At 72.3% G+C, this 17,328-nt stretch carries 16 protein-coding genes; 1 reads left to right on the top strand and 15 read right to left on the bottom strand.

Translation table 11 applies throughout. From position 1 onward, the window contains the following. Positions 1-32 precede the first annotated feature (32 nt). The 11 genes from ACGRHY_RS22520 to ACGRHY_RS22470 form a co-directional block, all read right to left on the bottom strand. Complete coding sequence (locus ACGRHY_RS22520) at positions 33-2,840, bottom strand: DEAD/DEAH box helicase (RefSeq protein ID WP_394637128.1); 2,808 nt, start codon at positions 2,838-2,840, stop codon at positions 33-35. A gap of 45 nt (positions 2,841-2,885) precedes the next feature. Continuing rightward, positions 2,886-3,803: a diacylglycerol kinase gene (locus tag ACGRHY_RS22515; RefSeq protein WP_394637127.1), complete on the bottom strand. Its 918-nt coding sequence runs from the start codon at positions 3,801-3,803 to the stop codon at positions 2,886-2,888. 17 nt (positions 3,804-3,820) lie between these two features. Then, a complete protein-coding gene (gene tatC, locus ACGRHY_RS22510; protein WP_394637126.1) occupies positions 3,821-4,783 on the bottom strand; it encodes a twin-arginine translocase subunit TatC in 963 nt (320 codons plus the stop codon). Positions 4,784-4,870: 87 nt separating this feature from the next. Further along, positions 4,871-5,164: a Sec-independent protein translocase subunit TatA gene (gene tatA, locus ACGRHY_RS22505; RefSeq protein WP_394637125.1), complete on the bottom strand. Its 294-nt coding sequence runs from the start codon at positions 5,162-5,164 to the stop codon at positions 4,871-4,873. A 260-nt stretch (positions 5,165-5,424) separates the two neighbouring features. Continuing rightward, entirely contained in the window at positions 5,425-5,622 is a 198-nt protein-coding gene (locus tag ACGRHY_RS22500) for a hypothetical protein (protein WP_394637124.1), read from the bottom strand. Positions 5,623-5,698: 76 nt separating this feature from the next. Next, a complete protein-coding gene (locus ACGRHY_RS22495) occupies positions 5,699-6,661 on the bottom strand; it encodes a helix-turn-helix transcriptional regulator (protein ID WP_394637123.1) in 963 nt (320 codons plus the stop codon). A gap of 91 nt (positions 6,662-6,752) precedes the next feature. Next, on the bottom strand, positions 6,753-7,739 hold the full coding sequence (locus tag ACGRHY_RS22490; RefSeq protein ID WP_394637122.1) for a helix-turn-helix transcriptional regulator: 987 nt from the start codon (positions 7,737-7,739) through the stop codon (positions 6,753-6,755). A gap of 114 nt (positions 7,740-7,853) precedes the next feature. Further along, complete coding sequence (locus tag ACGRHY_RS22485) at positions 7,854-8,225, bottom strand: FKBP-type peptidyl-prolyl cis-trans isomerase (protein ID WP_394637121.1); 372 nt, start codon at positions 8,223-8,225, stop codon at positions 7,854-7,856. A gap of 79 nt (positions 8,226-8,304) precedes the next feature. Beyond that, complete coding sequence (locus ACGRHY_RS22480; protein ID WP_394637120.1) at positions 8,305-9,315, bottom strand: FKBP-type peptidyl-prolyl cis-trans isomerase; 1,011 nt, start codon at positions 9,313-9,315, stop codon at positions 8,305-8,307. A gap of 187 nt (positions 9,316-9,502) precedes the next feature. Further along, on the bottom strand, positions 9,503-10,864 hold the full coding sequence (gene pafA / locus ACGRHY_RS22475) for a Pup--protein ligase (RefSeq protein WP_093850885.1): 1,362 nt from the start codon (positions 10,862-10,864) through the stop codon (positions 9,503-9,505). 9 nt (positions 10,865-10,873) lie between these two features. After that, complete coding sequence (locus ACGRHY_RS22470) at positions 10,874-12,169, bottom strand: MFS transporter (RefSeq protein WP_394637119.1); 1,296 nt, start codon at positions 12,167-12,169, stop codon at positions 10,874-10,876. Between the two features lie 96 nt (positions 12,170-12,265). On the opposite strand from ACGRHY_RS22470, the gene ACGRHY_RS22465 reads away from it, so the two are divergent. Further along, positions 12,266-13,408 carry a LacI family DNA-binding transcriptional regulator gene (locus ACGRHY_RS22465; RefSeq protein WP_394637118.1) on the top strand — a complete coding sequence of 381 codons (1,143 nt, stop codon included), beginning with the start codon at positions 12,266-12,268 and terminating at the stop codon, positions 13,406-13,408. 38 nt (positions 13,409-13,446) lie between these two features. On the opposite strand, the gene prcA is transcribed toward ACGRHY_RS22465, so the two are convergent. The 4 genes from prcA to dop all read right to left on the bottom strand — a co-directional run bounded on the left by prcA (position 13,447) and on the right by dop (position 17,187). Beyond that, positions 13,447-14,235: a proteasome subunit alpha gene (gene prcA / locus ACGRHY_RS22460; RefSeq protein WP_394637117.1), complete on the bottom strand. Its 789-nt coding sequence runs from the start codon at positions 14,233-14,235 to the stop codon at positions 13,447-13,449. A gap of 22 nt (positions 14,236-14,257) precedes the next feature. Continuing rightward, positions 14,258-15,103 carry a proteasome subunit beta gene (prcB, locus tag ACGRHY_RS22455; RefSeq protein WP_394637116.1) on the bottom strand — a complete coding sequence of 282 codons (846 nt, stop codon included), beginning with the start codon at positions 15,101-15,103 and terminating at the stop codon, positions 14,258-14,260. A 125-nt stretch (positions 15,104-15,228) separates the two neighbouring features. Next, a complete protein-coding gene (locus tag ACGRHY_RS22450) occupies positions 15,229-15,447 on the bottom strand; it encodes a ubiquitin-like protein Pup (protein ID WP_394637115.1) in 219 nt (72 codons plus the stop codon). A 228-nt stretch (positions 15,448-15,675) separates the two neighbouring features. After that, positions 15,676-17,187 (bottom strand): depupylase/deamidase Dop, encoded by a 1,512-nt coding sequence (gene dop, locus ACGRHY_RS22445; RefSeq protein WP_394637114.1) that lies wholly within the window; start codon positions 17,185-17,187, stop codon positions 15,676-15,678. Positions 17,188-17,328 lie beyond the last annotated feature (141 nt).

The following is a 17,328-nucleotide window of genomic DNA, read 5'->3' as shown; positions in this document are numbered from 1 at the left end:
GCGACCGGACCGTGCGTGCCGGGGCCCGGGCGTCAGCCCACGGAGGTGTACGCCACCACGCCGCGCACCACCTTCTCGGACGCCCTGCGGGCGTTGCGCGCCACCGTGCCGCCCTCGGGCGCCGCCGCGGCGATCTGGCCGAGCACGTCGACCAGTTGCTTGCACCAGCGCACGAAGTCACCGGCGGGCATTTCGGCCTCCCGCAGCACCGAGTCCAGGCTGTCGCCCTCCGCCCAGCGGTAGGCGGCCCAGGCGAAGCCGAGGTCGGGCTCGCGCTGGCCCACGCCCTCGGACTGGTTGATCCGGTGATCCTCCTCCAGGGCGTCCAGCCGGCCCCAGATGCGGACCATCTCGCCCAGCGCGTCCTTGGCCTTCCCCCCGGGCAGCACCGGCTGGAGGGCGTCGTCGGCCGAGCGCGCCTCGTACACCAGGGCCGAGGCGCAGGCGGCCAGTTCGGCCGGGGGCAGACCCTCCCAGACGCCCTCGCGCAGACACTCGCTCGCCAGCAGGTCCAGCTCGCCGTAGAGCCGGGCCAGCCGCCTGCCGTCGTCGGTCACCTCGTCGCCGCGCAGATAGCCCAGATCGGACAGGAGCGCGTAGACGCGGTCGAAGGTGCGGGCGATGGTGTTGGTGCGGCCCTCGATACGGCGCTCGAGCTGCCGGGTGTCGCGCTTGAGGCGGTGGTAGCGCTCGGCCCAGCGGGCGTGCGCCTCGCGCTCGTCGCAGCCGTGGCAGGGATGGGCGCGGATGGCCTTGCGCAGCCGTGCGATCTCGGCGTCGTCGGCGGCCTCCGAGCGCTGCCTGCGGCGGGTGCGTCCCGGCTCGTGATGGCCGGCCCTGGTGCGCAGCGCGGAGGCCAGGTCCCTGCGGGACTGCGGGCTGCGCGGGTTGAACGACTTGGGGATCCGCATCCGCTCCAGCGGCTCGACGGGCACGGGGAAGTCCATCGAGGCCAGCCGCTTGACCTGCCGTGCGGCGGTCAGCACCAGCGGGCGGGGGCCGTCGTGGTGGTCCCAGCCGCGGTGGCCGTGACTGCGCCCGGCCGGAACGCCCGGGTCCAGCACGAGCGCCAGTCCGGCGAACTTGCCGGTGGGCACGTGGATCACATCGCCAGGCCGCAGCTTCTCCAGCGAGTCGGCCGCCGCCGCGCGCCGCTGGAGGGCACCCTGACGGGCCAGTTCGGTCTCGCGGTCCTTCAGCTCGCGCCGCAGCCGCGCGTACTCGTCGAAGTCCCCGAGGTGACAGGTCATCGCCTCGCGGTAGCCCTCCAGGCCCTCCTCGTTGCGCTGCACCTTCCGGGAGATGCCGACGACCGCGCGGTCGGCCTGGAACTGCGCGAAGGACGTCTCCAGCAGTTCGCGCGAGCGGTGCCGCCCGAACTGCGAGACCAGGTTGACCGCCATGTTGTACGACGGGCGGAAGGAGGAACGCAGCGGGTAGGTGCGGGTGCCGGCCAGCCCGGCCAGCGCACCCGGGTCCATGCCGCGCTGCCACAGCACCACCGCGTGGCCCTCGATGTCGATGCCGCGCCGTCCCGCGCGTCCGGTGAGCTGGGTGTACTCGCCGGGGGTGATGTCGGCGTGCTGCTCGCCGTTCCACTTGACCAGCTTCTCCAGCACCACCGACCGGGCGGGCATGTTGATGCCCAGGGCGAGGGTCTCGGTGGCGAAGACGGCCTTGACCAGGCCGCGGACGAACAGTTCCTCCACGACCTCCTTGAAGGTCGGCAGCATGCCCGCGTGGTGCGCGGCGATGCCCCGCTCCAGACCCTCCAGCCACTCGAAGTAGCCCAGCACGTGCAGGTCCTCGTCGGGGATGGAGGCGGTGCGCTCCTCCACCAGCTCGCGCACCCGCGCCCGTTCCCCGGCGCCGTTCAGCCGCAGCCCGGCGTACAGGCACTGCTGTACGGCCGCCTCGCAGCCGGCGCGGCTGAAGATGAAGGTGATCGCCGGGAGCAGCCCCTGGGAGTCGAGCCGGTCGATCACCTCGGGGCGGCCGGGCGTCCAGATCCGGCTGCGCTGGCGCCGCTCGCGCTCCCGGTCGGCCTCGCGCAGCGGCTTGCCGCGGCGCCGGTCGCGGAAGGCGGGCAGGCGGCTGTTCTCCAGCTGGGCCATGCGGAGCAGGTCCGGGTTGACCTCGCGGCGGCCGTTCTTCTCCTCGAACAGGTCGTACATCCGCCGCCCGGCCAGCACGTGCTGCCACAGCGGCACGGGCCGGTGCTCGGAGACGATCACCTCGGTGTCGCCTCGGACGGTGTCCAGCCAGTCCCCGAACTCCTCGGCGTTGGAGACGGTCGCCGACAGCGACACCAGCGTCACCGATTCGGGGAGGTGGATGATGACCTCCTCCCAGACCGCGCCGCGGAACCGGTCGGAGAGGTAGTGCACCTCGTCCATCACCACGTAGCCCAGGCCCGCGAGCGCCTGCGAACCGGCGTAGAGCATGTTCCGCAGGACCTCGGTGGTCATCACGATCACCGGCGCGCCGGAGTTGATGCTGTTGTCGCCCGTCAGCAGGCCGACGTTCCGCGCGCCGTGGCGTTTGACCAGGTCGTTGTACTTCTGGTTGGACAGCGCCTTGATGGGCGTGGTGTAGAAGCACTTGCGGCCCCGGGTGAGGGCCAGGTGGACGGCGAACTCGCCCACGATCGTCTTGCCGGATCCGGTGGGCGCGGCGACCAGCACGCCCTTGCCGGCCTCCAGTGCCCTGCACGCCTCGATCTGGAACGGGTCCAGTTCGAAGTCGTACATCTCGCGGAAGGGAGCCAGAGCGGTGGCCTGCTCGGCGGCGCGGACCCGGGCGGCGGCGTAGCGCTCTGCTGGGGACATGTCCTCGGTCATCGTACTTACGAGCCTACCGGCCGCCACCGACACGGCACCCGGTCTTTACGGCCCCGCGGGCTCCGGCACGAGCACCCGAACCGCCCCGGGGACCGCCTCGACCGTGAGCGGCAGGAGGCCCAGCGGCTCGCCGTCGGCGTAGCCGGTCACCGTCTCCCCGGGCGTGGCGACCTCCAGGGTCACCTTCGCCGCCCGGTGCACGGTGACCGCGGGGTGGGCGAGGTGGGTGCCCCGGTAGACGCGCGGGAAGACCCGCAGCAGGGTGGTTCGGCCGCACTCCCCCACCACCGTGACGTCCAGCAGGCCGTCGTCGAGGCGGGCGTCCGCGCAGATCCGCATGCCTCCTCCGTAGGAGGGGCCGTTGCCGACCGCGACCAGTGTCGCGTCGGTCTCCAGCGGCGGGCCGTCGTCGAGTGTGAGGCGGTACGGGACCGTCCGCAGCCCGGCCAGTTCGGCGAGCACCGCCATGTCGTAGCGCAGGCGTCCGGCGGGCCACCTCATGCGGTTGCCCCGGTCGTTGACGCGGGAGTCGAAGCCGGAGGCCAGCACGCTGCCGTACCAGCGTCCGCCGACCCGGCCGAGGTCGATGCTCCGGCTCCGCCCCTCCTTGAGCGCCTGCGCGATCACCCGTCCCGCTCCGGCCGGGTCGCGCACGGGCAGGCCCAGGGAGCGGGCGATGTCGTTGCCGGTGCCGACCGCGACCACGCCCAGCGGGGTGTCCGTGCCGGCCACCGCCTGGAGGGCGAGGGAGGCCATGCCGTCCCCGCCGACGGCGATCAGCGCTCCGGTGCCGCCGCGTACGGCCCGGTGCGCCCGGGTGAGCGCGTCGTCGGCGTCCGTGCCGACGACCGTGCGCACCGAGAAGCCCGCCGCGCGCAGGGCGCGTGCGGCGGGCTGGGCGGCTCCCGCGCCGCGGCCGTGGCCCGCGGTCGGGTTGACGAACAGGGTGATCTCACCGGTCACGCGCGGACCCTACCGGCTCAGGTGGCGTCGTCGTAACCGTCGCGCCTGGTCGGACCGTCTTCGGACGCGCCCTCGGGCAGCGCGGAGGGGCCGTCGACGGGTTCGATCGCGCCGACCTTCTCCGGTGTGTGGTCGAGCGGGGACGCCTCGTCGTCGCTCAGTCCGGCGTAGGGGTCCTTGCGGCTGCGGCGCCGGTCGTTGAACAGGGCGATCCCGACGGCGATGAAGTACAGCAGCACGATCGGCGCGGCCAGGGCGCCCATGGTCAGCGGGTCGCCGCTGGGGGTGGCGACGGCCGCGAAGAGGGTGATGGAGACGACCATGACCCGCCACCAGCCCAGCAGCCTGCGGCCGGTGAGGACACCGCCGAAGTTCAGCATCACCAGCACCAGGGGCAGCTCGAAGGCCAGCCCGAAGACGATCACCATCCGCGTGATGATGTCGAGGAGCTCGTCCAGGGGTACGAGGTTGCCGGTGCCCTCGGGGGTGAACTCGATCAGGGTGGCGGCCATCGTCGGCAGGACGATGTAGGCGAGGTAGGCGCCGCCGAGGAAGAGCGGCACGCCGGCCGCGACGAAGGAGCGGGCGTACTTCTTCTCGTGGCTGTGCAGGCCGGGGGCGAGGAAGGCCCACAGCTGGTAGAGCCAGACCGGGCAGGCCAGCACCATGCCGGTGGTGAGTCCCACCTTGAGCATGAGGGTGAAGGGCGCGATCACACCGCTGATGGTGATCTCGGCACAGGCCTCGCCCTTCTCCGCGGCCCGGCCGAAGCCCGCGGTGCAGCCGACGGCGTCGCGGAGCGGCTCGGTGAGGAAGTCGGCGACCTGCTTGTAGTACACGAGCCCGACGACGGTGACGGCCAGGATGGCCAGCACCGACTTCATCAGGCGGTTGCGCAGCTCCCGCAGGTGCTCCGCGAGCGGCATGCGCCCCTCGGGATCCCCCTGCGGCTTCCCCTGTTTGCGGGCGGACTTGAGCAACCCACGTCCTCGGTGTCAGTGGCGGTGTGTCGGTTGTCGGTGTCCGGCCTCGGCGGCGCCGGGCCCGTCACCGGACCTGGGGCCGGATCAGTTCTTGGTGGTCTGCTGGCCGGGCTCGTTCACCGGGCGGGAGCTGGTGACGTCGCCGGGCGCGGCCTGGATGGTCCTGGGCGCGGCCTGCTGAGCGGAGGTGTCCTGCTGGGCGGAGGTGTCCTGCTGGGCGGCCTCGTTCTCCTTCTTCATGGCCTTGGCCTCGCTCTTGAGGATGCGGGCCGACTTGCCGAGGGAGCGGGCCATGTCGGGGAGCTTCTTGGCGCCGAACAGCAGCAGGACGACGAGGAGGATCAGTACGATCTCCATGGGCCTGAGGTTGCCGATCATGTGCCACTACCTTCTCGCCGGGGCGGCGGTGTCCGTGCCTGCCCTACTGATTCGGACGGGCTTGCTCGTACTGGTGCGCTGGCAGCGATCGTAACCCCGGGGGGTGAACGCGGGGCAATGCCTCCGCGTCATCCCGGTGCCGGCCACGGACGCCGCGCTTACACCGTCTTGAAGGGTACCGCCCCGGCGGCACCACATGGAGGGGGCGACGCCCGGCGGCGATCTCGGGGCACACCGCCGACACACCGCCGGCGCCCCGTTCAGCGCTCGGTCCGCGCCCGTGCGGCCAGGGGGGTCGCGGCCCGCTCCAGGTCCTCGGCGGCCCGGGCGACGCGCTCGCAGCCGTCGCCGACCGCGCGGGCGAAGCGTCGTACCTCCAGTCCCACCCGGACGGCGAGGACGCCGAGCACGGCGATTCCGCAGAAGGCGAGCGTGAGGAAGAACATGGGCCAGAGCATGGGGCGAGCGTAGTGGACGGCCGCGGCCGGAGCGGGAACCCCTGTCCGGCCGGGGCCTGCGGGACCTGGCCGGTTCTCAGTCGCCGTACGCCGCCAGCGCGGCCCGTGCCGCGTCCCGGGCGCTGTCGGCCAGCTCGCGCGGGGAGATGATCCGGCCGTCGCGCCCCAGCCGCAGGGCCAGGCGGCGCAGGGAGGCCGGGTCGGGGGCGCGCAGGGTGATGCGCAGACCGCCCTCGGGCAGCTCCTCGGCGCTGTCGTGCGGGTAGTACTCGGCGACCCAGCGCCCGCCCGGCCCCACCTCGATCACCACCTGCGGGTCCTCGGCGGAGGGCTGGACCAGCCCCTCGGACAGGTCGCGCAGCTCCACCGGCGGGGGGTCGGAGGGCTCGTCCAGCAGCCTGATCTCGGCCACCCGGTCCAGCCGGAAGGTGCGGTGCGCCTCGGACAGGCGGCACCACGCCTCGACGTAGGTGTGGCCGACGGCGAACAGCCGGATCGGGTCGATCTCCCGCTCGGTCAGCGTGTCGCGCGTCGGCGAGTAGTAGCGGATCCACAGCCTGCGGCGCTCGGCGATGGCCCGGTCGACGTCCGCGAAGACCCCGCCCTCGGACTCGAAGATGACCGAGAGCCGGGAACTGGCCCCGGCACTCTCGCCCGCCGCCGCCTCGATCTTGGCGGTGGCGCGCTGAAGGGCCTCGCGATCGCTCTCGCGCAGTCCCGGCAGGGTGGCGACGGCCCGCGCGGCCACCAGCAGCGCGGTGGCCTCGTCGGCGGCCAGCCGCAGCGGCTCGCCGGTGCTGGAGCCCACCGCGTCGGCGTTGTGCCACCAGATGCGCTCGCCGTCGGTGTCGATGTCCAGCAGATCCCCGCCCCGGAAGCTGGTGCCGCACATCGGCAGGACGTGGAGGTCGGAGATCAGCTCGTCGGTGGTGATGCCGAAGGCGCGGGCGACGTCCTCGACGCGGGCGCCGGGCCGTTCGCGCAGATACGTCACCAGGGACAGCATCCGGCGGGTCTGGTCGATGGCGTTGGTGGCCATGTCGGTGGTGCCTCTTCCCCTGAGTTCCCTCAAACCCTCGCCGGCCCTGTGCAGGGCCGGCCGGCCCTGCACGGCCTCTCGCCGGGGCCGGTCATCCCTTGGCCACGGCGCGCAGCCGGTCCACCACGTCGGTCCGCAGCTCGGCGGGCTCCAGCACGACCACGTCCGGCCCGAACTCCACCAGCCAGGCGTCCAGCCCGTGACCGTAGGGGATCTCCAGCTCGTCCCAGCCGTCCCCGGCCTCGCGCATCTCCAGGGCCCTGGCCCGCAGCGGATAGCCGGCGCCCTGCCGCAGCCGGATGCGGGCGGTGGCGGTGGCGATCTCCCCGGCCCACCGCTCGACGGTCTCGCGGACGGTGACGTGGTCGGGCACCTCGGCGGTGTAGGCCCCGGCACGGGAGCGGACCGGTCCGGTGATGCGGGAGAGCCGGAAGACCCGCTCGGCACCCCGGTCGCGGTCGTGGCCCACCAGGTACCAGTGGCCGCGCCAGCACTCCAGCGTCCAGGGCTCCACGTGCCGGGTCCCGGGGCGGGCGGCGGTGGACTTGCGGTAGTCGAAGGTGACCGGACGCCGGTCGCGGCAGGCGAGCATCAGCGGTTCGAAGGCGGCCTCGCGTACGGGGATGCGCGGCTCCAGGGCGCTGTGGCCGCCGTACGGGTCCTCCGCGCCGCCGGTGTCGGCCAGCGGCATCCCCGCGGCGCGCAGCTTCTGCAGGGCGCCGCTGGCGGCCCCGGCCAGACGGGCCTGCTGCCAGACCTTGGCGGCCAGGGTGAGGGCGGCGGCCTCCTCCGCGTCCAGGGCGACGGGCGGGAGGCGGTTGCTGTCGCGGCGGGCCTGGTAGGCGATCTCGCCCTCCAGGTTCTCCACCGTCTCGATCACCAGGCCGAGCTCGCGCAGATCGTCCTTGTCGCGCTCGAACATCCGGTTGAAGGCGTCCTCGCCGCCCCTGCCCGGGCCTCCGCCGACCTCCAGGTACGCCTCGATCGAGGCCCGCAGCTCGCGCTTGGTCAGCGGGCGCCGCGTCCCCAGCAGGCACAGCGCCAGGTTCATCAGCCGCTCGGCCTTGGCAATGGCCATCGACGCCCTCTCTCGCACTTGTCCCGACCGTCGACCGTACCGCTCAGGGCGGGCCCGGTACAAAGCCCGGGCCCCCGCCCTGCGGCGGGGACCCGGGCGGGTGTTCCACCGGTCTCAGACGGAGACCAGGTCACAGACGAAGATGAGCGTCTCGCCCGGCTTGATCCGGCCGCCGGCGCCGCGGTCGCCGTACGCCATGTGCGGCGGGATGACCAGCTGGCGGCGCCCGCCGACCTTCATGCCCTGCACGCCCTGGTCCCAGCCGGAGATGACCTGGCCGACGCCGAGCTGGAAGCTCAGCGGGGTGCCGCGGTTCCAGCTGGCGTCGAACTCCTCGCCGGTGGAGAAGGCGACGCCCACGTAGTGCACGGAGACGGTGTCGCCAGCCTTGGCGACCGGTCCGTCGCCCTCCCAGATGTCCTTGATCTCCAGGTCGGCCGGGGGCTCGCCGCCCGGGAAGTCGATCTCGGGCTTGTCGATGCTCACGAAGTTGCTCCTACGAACGTTTCCATCGGTCAACCGGGCCAGTCTCGCAGACCCGGCGGGCAGCCGCCGTCGAAGATCGTCAGACCTTGCCGACGATGTCCACGACGAACACCAGCGTGTTCTCGGCCAGCTCCGACTGCGGGTTGCCGCCGTAGGCGAGGTCCGGCGGGATGACCAGGAGGACGCGGTCTCCGACCTTCTTGCCGACCAGTGCGTCGTCCCAGCCCTTGACGACCTTGCCGGTGCCGATCTGGAATGCGGTGGCGCCACCGTGGTCCCAGGAGGAGTCGAACTTCTCCCCGTCCTCCCACTTGACCCCGGTGTACTGGGCGATCAGGCCGTCGCCGGCCTTCACCTCGGGCCCGTCGCCCTCGATCAGCACCTGCTGCTTCAGCTTCTCGGGGGCCTTCTCGCCCTTGGGGACGGTGATGGTGGCGGCTTTCTGCTCGTTGGCCTTCACCTCGGGCATGCCCTCGCCGGCGGCCGCCTGCTCACCGTCGGCCTCGGCCTTGGCGTCGGTCCTGGCGGAGGCGACGGCGTCGACCACCCAGACCATGCTGTCGGCCCCGTCGATCCCCATCTGCGGGTTGATCGAGTCGCCCATGATCGCCTCGGCGGTGCCCTCGATCAGGACGCGGCTTCCGGCCCGCTCGCCGATCAGGGACTGGGTGACCGGCTCGGGGAGCCCCTGCGCCTCGCCGAGACGGAGGACCTCCTGGCGGTGGGCGCCGTCTTCGGAGGCGCCCTCCGGCTGCTGCTTCCAGGTGTTGATCAGTTCCTGGCCGTTGCTGGTCATCAGGATGTCGATGCGGACGAAGTCGCCCTCGGCGAGCTTGTCGCCCTTGCCCTCGGTGACGGTCCGCACGGCGGCCTCGTCAGGGGCCTCGGAGCCCTCGGCGACGGTGACCTTGGGCTCCTCGCCGACCTTGCCGGAGACCTTCGTGGCGGCTTCGGAGGAGCCGTCGGACCCGTCGGAGCCGCACGCCGCGGTGAACAGCACGGCGGGCACGACCAGGGCCGCGGCGACGCGGCGGCCGACCTTCGCCAGGGCGCGGGGGTGTGGGGGGCGTCCCCCTCGAGATTGCAGCATCAGTCCAACTCGTGGTGTAGGAGGTGTCCGGGCGTGCCGGGCGTGCCGGCCACTCTACGGGCCGCCCGGCCCACCTCCCACAACTCGCGGAAGGACCGATTTCGTTCCCGGGACCGGCTCCGGTCCCGGGAACGCGCCCGGGACCGGCTCCGGTGTGACACGGCCGCGGGCGCGCCGCCCGCCGGGCTCACATGCCGGAGATGAGCTTCTCCACACGCTCGTCCACCGAACGGAACGGGTCCTTGCACAGCACCGTGCGCTGGGCCTGGTCGTTCAGCTTCAGGTGCACCCAGTCCACCGTGAAGTCGCGACGCTGCTCCTGGGCCCGCCGGATGAAGTCGCCGCGCAGCCGGGCACGGGTGGTCTGGGGCGGCACGGACTTGCCCTCGAAGATCTTGACGTCGTTGCAGATCCGGGCGGCCTGCCCCTTGCGCTCCAGCAGGTAATACAGCCCTCGGCGGCGGTGGATGTCGTGGTACGCGAGGTCTATCTGGGCGATCCGGGGGTGGGACATGGTGATGTTGTTCTTGGCCCGGTACCGCTCGATGAGCTGGTACTTCATCACCCAGTCGATCTCGGTGTTGACCTTGTCGAGTTCCTGGGTGCGGACCGCCTCCAGGGTGCGGCCCCACAGCTCCAGCACCTGGTCCACCACGCCCGTGCGGATGCCCCGGCGCTCGCAGAAGTCGGCGGCCTTCTCGTAGTACTCCTGCTGCACCTCCAGCGCGGAGGCCTCGCGCCCGTTGGCCAGCCGGACCTTGCGCCGGCCGGTGATGTCGTGGCTGACCTCGCGGATCGCCCGGATCGGGTTCTCCAGGGTGAGGTCTCGCATGACCGTACCGGCCTCGATCATGCGCAGCACCAGGTCGGTGGCGCCGACCTTGAGCAGCATGGTGGTCTCGGACATGTTGGAGTCGCCGACGATGACGTGGAGGCGGCGGTAGCGCTCGGCGTCGGCGTGCGGCTCGTCGCGGGTGTTGATGATCGGCCGGGACCGGGTGGTGGCGGAGCTGACGCCCTCCCAGATGTGCTCGGCGCGCTGGCTGACGCAGTAGACCGCGCCTCGCGGGGTCTGGAGCACCTTGCCGGCGCCGCAGACGAGCTGCCTGGTCACCAGGAACGGGATGAGGACGTCCGCCAGGCGCGAGAACTCCCCGTGCCGGGCCACGAGGTAGTTCTCGTGGCACCCGTAGGAGTTGCCCGCCGAGTCGGTGTTGTTCTTGAACAGGTAGACGTCGCCCGCGATGCCCTCCTCGTGGAGGCGTCGCTCGGCGTCGACGAGGAGTCCTTCGAGAATGCGCTCGCCCGCCTTGTCGTGGGTGACCAGCTCGGTCACGTTGTCGCACTCCGGAGTGGCGTACTCCGGATGCGAGCCCACGTCGAGGTAGAGGCGGGCGCCGTTGCGGAGGAAGACGTTGCTGCTGCGGCCCCATGACACGACACGGCGGAAGAGGTACCGCGCCACTTCGTCAGGAGACAGGCGCCGCTGTCCCCGAAACGTACACGTGACGCCGTACTCGTTCTCCAGCCCGAAGATTCGGCGGTCCATGAATGAACTTTACGCCTGATGCCCGGTTTTGAAACCGGCTCCGGCGCCCCCGTTCCGATCACTTTCCATCCGGGCGACGGTGTCGGGGGGCGAGGCGGGAGAGGGGGCGGGGGCCGGGGGCCGGGGCGGGGCGGGAGCCGCCAGGACACGCCGGGTGGCCAGCAGGACCAGCAGCGCGGCCAGGCCGCCCGCACCGGCGACGAGGAAGCCCGCCGGCGCCCCGCCCCGTTCGATGACCGGGCCCACCACGGCCGTCCCCGCCGCGGCTCCGACGCCGAAGGACGTCACCAGCCAGGAGAACGCCTCCGTGACCGTGCCGGCCGGCGCGTGCCGGTCCACCACCACGAAGGCGCAGGCCAGCGCGGGGGCCAGGAAGAGGCCAGCGACCCCGGCCAGGAAGGTCATGGCCGCGGGGCCCGGCACCAGCGCCAGCGGCAGGTAGCCGGCCGCCAGGGCGGCCACCAGGGCGCGCAGCCGGGTCTCGGGCTCCCCCGCCCAGGTGCGGGCCCCGTAGGCCAGGCCGCCGACCAGGGCGCCGGCACCCAGTGCCGAGAGCAGATAGCTGGAGATCAGTTCGTCGCCGTGGCCCTCGGCGTAGGCGACCGCGGCCACCGCGATCGTCCCCAGTGCGAGGCCGACGAAGAAGAACGAACCGAGCAGGGCGAGCAGGCCGCCGGAGCGCAGGGCGCCCAGCCAGTGCGCCTCGCGCGGCTCGGAGCGCCAGCGGCGGGAGGGCGGCGAGACCACCACGGACAGGGCGCCGAGCACTCCCAGGGCGTTGATCACCAGCAGGGCCGCGGCCTCGCTCCAGAAGGCCACCAGCACCGTGACGGCCAGCGGCCCCAGGGTGAACATCACCTCCTGGGACACCGCGTCCAGCGCGTAGGCGGCGTGCACCCGGTCGGGGTGTTTCAGGACGGACGGCCACAGGGCGCGCAGGCCGCCCTCCAGGGGCGGGGTGAACAGGCCGGCGACGGCCGTGGCGGCGTAGGCGACGGGCAGCGGCTCGGTGCCCGCGAGGGCGAGGGCGGCCATGCCCAGGCCGGACAGCAGCGCGGCGGGCAGCATCACCCTCGGCTGGCCCCACAGGTCCACCGCGCGGCCCAGCATCGGCTGGCCGACGGCGCTGGACAGCCCGTAGACGGCCGACAGCACGCCCGCCAGGGTGTAGCTGCCGCCTTCCGCACGGGTGAACAGCACGATCGCCAGGGCGGCGGTGGCGTTCGGCAGCCGGCCGAGCAGGGTGCCGGTGAGCAGCCGCGCGGCGTGTCTGACGCGCAGCAGTTCGGCGTAGCCCGTCGCCATGGATCGGCTCCTCTTCCCCGGGGTTCTCCGGCAGCCTGCGGAAGTGTTACGTATAACCTGCTGCGTCATACGTACCATGAACCAGCCCCCGGGTCCATGTGGGCCCGGGCACCGCCCGTACCGTCCGTCCACTCCGGGAGCCGGCCAGTGACCACCGACCGACCCCGGCCCACGAGCCGGGACGTGGCGCGTGCCGCCGGGGTCTCACAGGCGGCCGTCTCCCTGGTGCTGGGCGGCAAGTGGCGCGGCCGGGTCTCGCCGGGCAAGGCCGAGGCGGTGCGGGAGACGGCACGGGAGCTGGGCTACCGGCCGAATCTGGCCGCGCGCAGTCTGCGGCTGGGGCGCACCCGCACCGCGCTGCTGGTGGTCCCGGCGCTCACCAACGAGTTCTTCGCCCGGCTCCACGCGGGCGCCGCGCGGGTGGCCGCCGAGCACGGCTTCGGAGTGGTGCTCTACCCCTCTCCGGAGGGCGTCGGGCCCGCCCGGGACCCCTTCGGCTCCGCCGGCGCCGCCCTGGACGGCGTGATCGCCTCCTCGATGGCCTCCGAGGCGCTGGCCGCCCTGCGCTCCGGCGGCGAACTGCCACTGGTGATGCTCGACAGCGAGCCGGAGAACACCCAGGCGGCGGCCACCGTCAACCTCGACATCGCCGACGGCATGCGGCAGGCGGCCGGGCATCTGCTGGAACTGGGCCACCGCCGGGTGGCCCACATCGCCGCGGCGGTGGACTCCTGGACCTTCGAGGTGCGGGCCGCGGCACTGGCCGGGGCACTGGCCGGGGCCGGCTGCCCGCCGCCGCCGACCTGGACGGCCGACCTGGACGTGGCCGCCGGGACGCTTGCCGCCGCACAGGCGCTGGCGGCGTTCCCCCGGCCGACCGCGCTGGTGTGCGACGACGACGTGCTCGCCGCGGGCGCGTGCAAGGCGGTACGGCGACTGGGGCTGCGGGTGCCGCAGGACGTCTCGGTGACCGGCTTCGACGATCTGGCGCTCGCCCGGGCGGTCGAGCCGGAGCTGACGACGGTGCGGCTGCCCGCCGAGGAGGCTGGGGCGGCCGGGATGCGGGCTCTGCTGGCTGTGCTGGACGGCCGGACAGAGAGTGCCGTCCCGGACGGCCGGACGCGGGAGGCCGGCGGCTCCGGATCCCCCGCCCGGGTGACCACGCTGCCGGTGCGGCTGACCGTGCGGGGCTCAACCGCGCCGCCCCCGGACACGCCCGTGGGCCCCGGCAGGCGCTGAGCACGGCAGGGGCCCACGGGCGGGCAGGGGCGCGGAGGCTACTCCTCGGAGGCGGAGGGCTCCCCCGAGGAGGCCCCGCCGGACGACTCGCCGGACGACTCGCCGGACGACTCATCCGCGGACGTACCGCCCTCCTCCAGCAGCCGGGAGAGCTGCCGGCCGAGCACCCGCTTGAACTTGCGCTGCTGGGGCCGGGCGCGGTCCAGGACGGCGACCTCCAGCTGGTCGGCCGTGAGGGTGCGCTCGCCGCCGTTGCTGTCCCGGCTCAGGGACTCCACCGCCAGCTCGAGGACCTCGGCCAGGGTCATCCCGTCCCGGTGGCGCTGTTCGAGGTAGCTGCCGATCTGGTCGGAGTTGCCGCCGACCGCCACCGAGCCGTGCTCGTCGACGATCGAGCCGTCGTGCGGCAGCCGGTAGATCTGGTCGTCCTCGGGGCCCTCCCCGACCTCGGCGACGATCAGCTCCACCTCGTACGGCTTCTCCGCCGCGCTGGAGAAGATGGTGCCCAGGGTCTGGGCGTAGACGTTGGCCAGGCCCCGCGCGGTGACGTCCGTGCGGGCGTAGGTGTAGCCGCGCAGGTCGGCGTAGCGGACGCCGCCGATGCGCAGGTTCTCGAACTCGTTGTACTTGCCCACCGCCGCGAAGGCGATCCGGTCGTAGATCTCGCTGACCTTGTGCAGTGCCCGAGAGGGGTTCTCGGCGACGAACACGATGCCGTCGGCGTACTGCAACACGACCACGCTGCGGCCGCGCGCGATGCCCTTGCGGGCGTACTCGGCACGGTCCGCCATGGCCTGCTGGGGTGAGACATAGAACGGCGTCGACACCGGCTATCGGTCCCTTCCTGATCTAGAGCACAGGGGCCTGGGGCCCGTTGGGCAACTGGAGCCGGCCGTCGTACACCGAGCGGGCGATCTCGGCGACCTCCTCCTCGGTGAGCCTGCGGAAGCCGTCCTCGGTGATCACCGTGACGACGGGGTAGATCCGGCGCACCAGGTCGGGGCCGCTGGTGGCGGAGTCGTCGTCGGCGGCGTCGTAGAGGGCCTGGACGACGGCCGTGACCGCCTGCCGCTCGCCGAGGTCGTCGCGGTGCAGCTTCTTGAGCGAACCGCGAGCGAAGACCGAACCGGAACCGACCGCCGCGAAGCCCTGCTCCTCGGAGCGCCCGCCGGTCACGTCGTAGGAGAAGACGCGGCCCCTGCCCCGGTCCACGTCGTACCCGGCGAACAGCGGGATCACCGCCAAGCCCTGCATGGCCATGCCGAGATTGCCGCGGATCATCGTGGACAGGCGGTTGGCCTTGCCCTCCAGGGACAGCTGGGTGCCCTCGACCTTCTCGAAGTGCTCCAGCTCCAACTGGAAGAGCCTGACCATCTCCACGGCGAGCCCGGCGGTCCCTGCGATGCCGACGGCGCTGTACTCGTCGGCCGGGAAGACCTTCTCGATGTCGCGCTGGGCGATCATGCTGCCCATCGTCGCGCGCCGGTCGCCGGCCAGCACCACGCCGCCGGGGAAGGTGACCGCGACGATCGTCGTGCCGTGCGGCGCCTCGACGGCGCCCTTCACGGGCGGGAGCGGACGGTTGCCGGGAAGCTGCTCGGGCGCGTGCTCGGACAGGAAGTCCATGAACGAGGACGAGCCCGGCGTCAGGAAGGCAGCAGGCAGGCGCCCTGTGCTACGGGTGTTGGCTTCCACACGTTTCCTTCCACCAGATCGTGAGACCGGATCTTGAGAATTCTGCACGGACCTTACCCGTGGCGGCGGATGTCATCCGTCCCGCACCCCCGCCGTCGCGGGGGTGCGGGACGGACGGGCACGCCCTACTCGCCGCCCTTCTGCACGAAGGAACGCACGAAGTCCTCGGCGTTCTCCTCGAGCACGTCGTCGATCTCGTCCAGCACGGAGTCCACCTCGTCCGACAGCGCCTCCTGGCGCTCCTTGAGATCCTCCGAGACCTGCGCTTCCTGCGCCTGCTCGTCGGCCTCCTCGGTGGAGCGTGCCGCCTTCTGCTGACCGCCGCCGGTGTCCTTGGTCGCCATATACCTCACCCCGCTCGGTTGGACGGTACAAGATCAGACCCTACAAGCCGGGCCTGACATCGGCCCTGCTCCTGTCGATGGCGCTTCTTTGCCATGCCGCCGCCACACAGCCGCCATGTCACCGCCATATCACTGCCGCGCCCCTGCCACGCCGCCGTCGCGGACGTTCGGAAGCCATTTCCATGATTCCCTCATCCGGAGACGTTCAGCCGTCCCTTCTCCCCCGGTTCACTTCCCGGACAGCGCCTTGACCAGCTCCTCCGCCGTACGGCAGCGGTCGAGCAGCTCGCCGACGTGGGCGCGCGTGCCGCGCAGCGGCTCCAGAGTGGGTACCCGCTGGAGGGAGTCCCGACCCGGCAGATCGAAGATCACCGAGTCCCAGGAGGCCGCGGCCACCGCGTCGGCGTACCGCTCCAGGCACTGGCCGCGGAAGTAGGCGCGGGTGTCCTCCGGAGGCTGGGAGCGGGCCCGCTCCACCTCCGGCTCGTCCAGCAGCCGCTTCATCCGGCCACGGGCCGCCAGACGGTTGTACAGGCCCTTGTCGGGGCGCACGTCGGCGTACTGCAGGTCCACCAGGTGCAGCCGTGCCGCGTCCCAGTCCAGGCCGTCGCGGCGCCGGTAGCCCTCCATCAGCTCCCGCTTGGCGACCCAGTCCAGCTCGCCCGCCAGACTCATCGGGTCGCTCTCCAGACGCCCCAGGACGTCCTCCCAGCGGGCCAGCACGTCCGCGGTCTGCTCGTCCACGTCCTGCCCCCAGCGCTCCTCCACGTACTTGCGGGCCAGCTCGTAGTACTCCATCTGGAGCTGTACGGCGGTGAGCGTCCGTCCGCTGCGCAGCGTGATCGGCCGGCGCAGCGACGGGTCGTGGCTGACCTGGTGCAGGGTGCGTACGGGCTGGTCGACGGCCAGGTCGACGGCGATGAAACCGTCCTCGATCATGGACAGCACCAGGGAGGTGGTGCCGAGCTTGAGATAGGTGGAGACCTCCGACAGGTTGGCGTCGCCGACGATCACATGCAGCCGGCGGTACCTCTCGGCGTCGGCGTGCGGCTCGTCGCGGGTGTTGATGATCGGCCGTTTGAGGGTGGTCTCCAGGCCGACCTCCACCTCGAAGTAGTCGGCCCGCTGGCTGATCTGGAAGCCGTGCTCGGAGCCGTCCTGGCCGATCCCGACGCGTCCGGCCCCGGTGACGACCTGGCGTGAGACGAAGAAGGGCGTCAGATGGCGCACGATGTCCGAGAAGGGGGTCTCCCGCTTCATCAGGTAGTTCTCGTGGCAGCCGTAGGAGGCGCCCTTGTTGTCGGTGTTGTTCTTGTACAAATGGATCGGCTGGGCGCCGGGCACCTCGGCGGCACGCCGGGCTGCCTCGGCCATGACCCGCTCGCCGGCCTTGTCCCACAGCACCGCGTCCCTCGGGTTGGTGACCTCCGGGGCGCTGTACTCGGGGTGCGCGTGGTCCACGTACAGCCGCGCGCCGTTGGTGAGGATCACGTTGGCCAGGCCGATGTCCTCGTCCGTGAGCTGGCTGGAGTCGGCGGCCTCGCGCGCGAGGTCGAAGCCCCGGGCGTCCCGCAGCGGGTTCTCCTCCTCGAAGTCCCAGCGGGCGCGGCGCGCCCGGTGCATCGCCGCCGCGTAGGCGTTGACCACCTGGGACGAGGTGAGCATGGCATTGGCGTTCGGGTGACCGGGGACGGAGATCCCGTACTCCGTCTCGATGCCCATCACTCGCCGTACGGTCATGCGGCCCTCCTTGCCCGGCGGCGGCCCGCCTTTGGGCCACCGCTCAAGTCCCGCTGCGCATCCGGCCCGTTTGCGGCCCTCGGCCCCGCGCTCCGCATGGCGGCGGTACGGACGAGCCTAGGGCGGTCGGGCCCCGGTTGG

It is taken from the genome of Streptomyces shinuiensis (assembly GCF_043660855.1).
GTDB lineage: Bacteria > Actinomycetota > Actinomycetes > Streptomycetales > Streptomycetaceae > Streptomyces.
The sequence above is the reverse complement of the archived record's forward strand: the minus strand, read 5'-3'. Positions and strand labels throughout refer to the sequence as shown.

Bases quoted from the DNA above. Each gene is read 5' to 3' on its own strand.
- ACGRHY_RS22520 (WP_394637128.1), bottom strand. From the start codon at position 2,840: ATGACCGAGGACATGTCCCCAGCAGAGCGCTACGCCGCCGCCCGGGTC.
- tatA (WP_394637125.1), bottom strand. From the start codon at position 5,164: ATGATCGGCAACCTCAGGCCCATGGAGATCGTACTGATCCTCCTCGTC.
- ACGRHY_RS22500 (WP_394637124.1), bottom strand. From the start codon at position 5,622: ATGCTCTGGCCCATGTTCTTCCTCACGCTCGCCTTCTGCGGAATCGCC.
- ACGRHY_RS22495 (WP_394637123.1), bottom strand. From the start codon at position 6,661: ATGGCCACCAACGCCATCGACCAGACCCGCCGGATGCTGTCCCTGGTG.
- ACGRHY_RS22490 (WP_394637122.1), bottom strand. From the start codon at position 7,739: ATGGCCATTGCCAAGGCCGAGCGGCTGATGAACCTGGCGCTGTGCCTG.
- ACGRHY_RS22480 (WP_394637120.1), bottom strand. From the start codon at position 9,315: ATGCTGCAATCTCGAGGGGGACGCCCCCCACACCCCCGCGCCCTGGCG.
- pafA (WP_093850885.1), bottom strand. From the start codon at position 10,864: ATGGACCGCCGAATCTTCGGGCTGGAGAACGAGTACGGCGTCACGTGT.
- ACGRHY_RS22470 (WP_394637119.1), bottom strand. From the start codon at position 12,169: ATGGCGACGGGCTACGCCGAACTGCTGCGCGTCAGACACGCCGCGCGG.
- ACGRHY_RS22465 (WP_394637118.1), top strand. From the start codon at position 12,266: ATGTGGGCCCGGGCACCGCCCGTACCGTCCGTCCACTCCGGGAGCCGG.
- ACGRHY_RS22450 (WP_394637115.1), bottom strand. From the start codon at position 15,447: ATGGCGACCAAGGACACCGGCGGCGGTCAGCAGAAGGCGGCACGCTCC.
- dop (WP_394637114.1), bottom strand. From the start codon at position 17,187: ATGACCGTACGGCGAGTGATGGGCATCGAGACGGAGTACGGGATCTCC.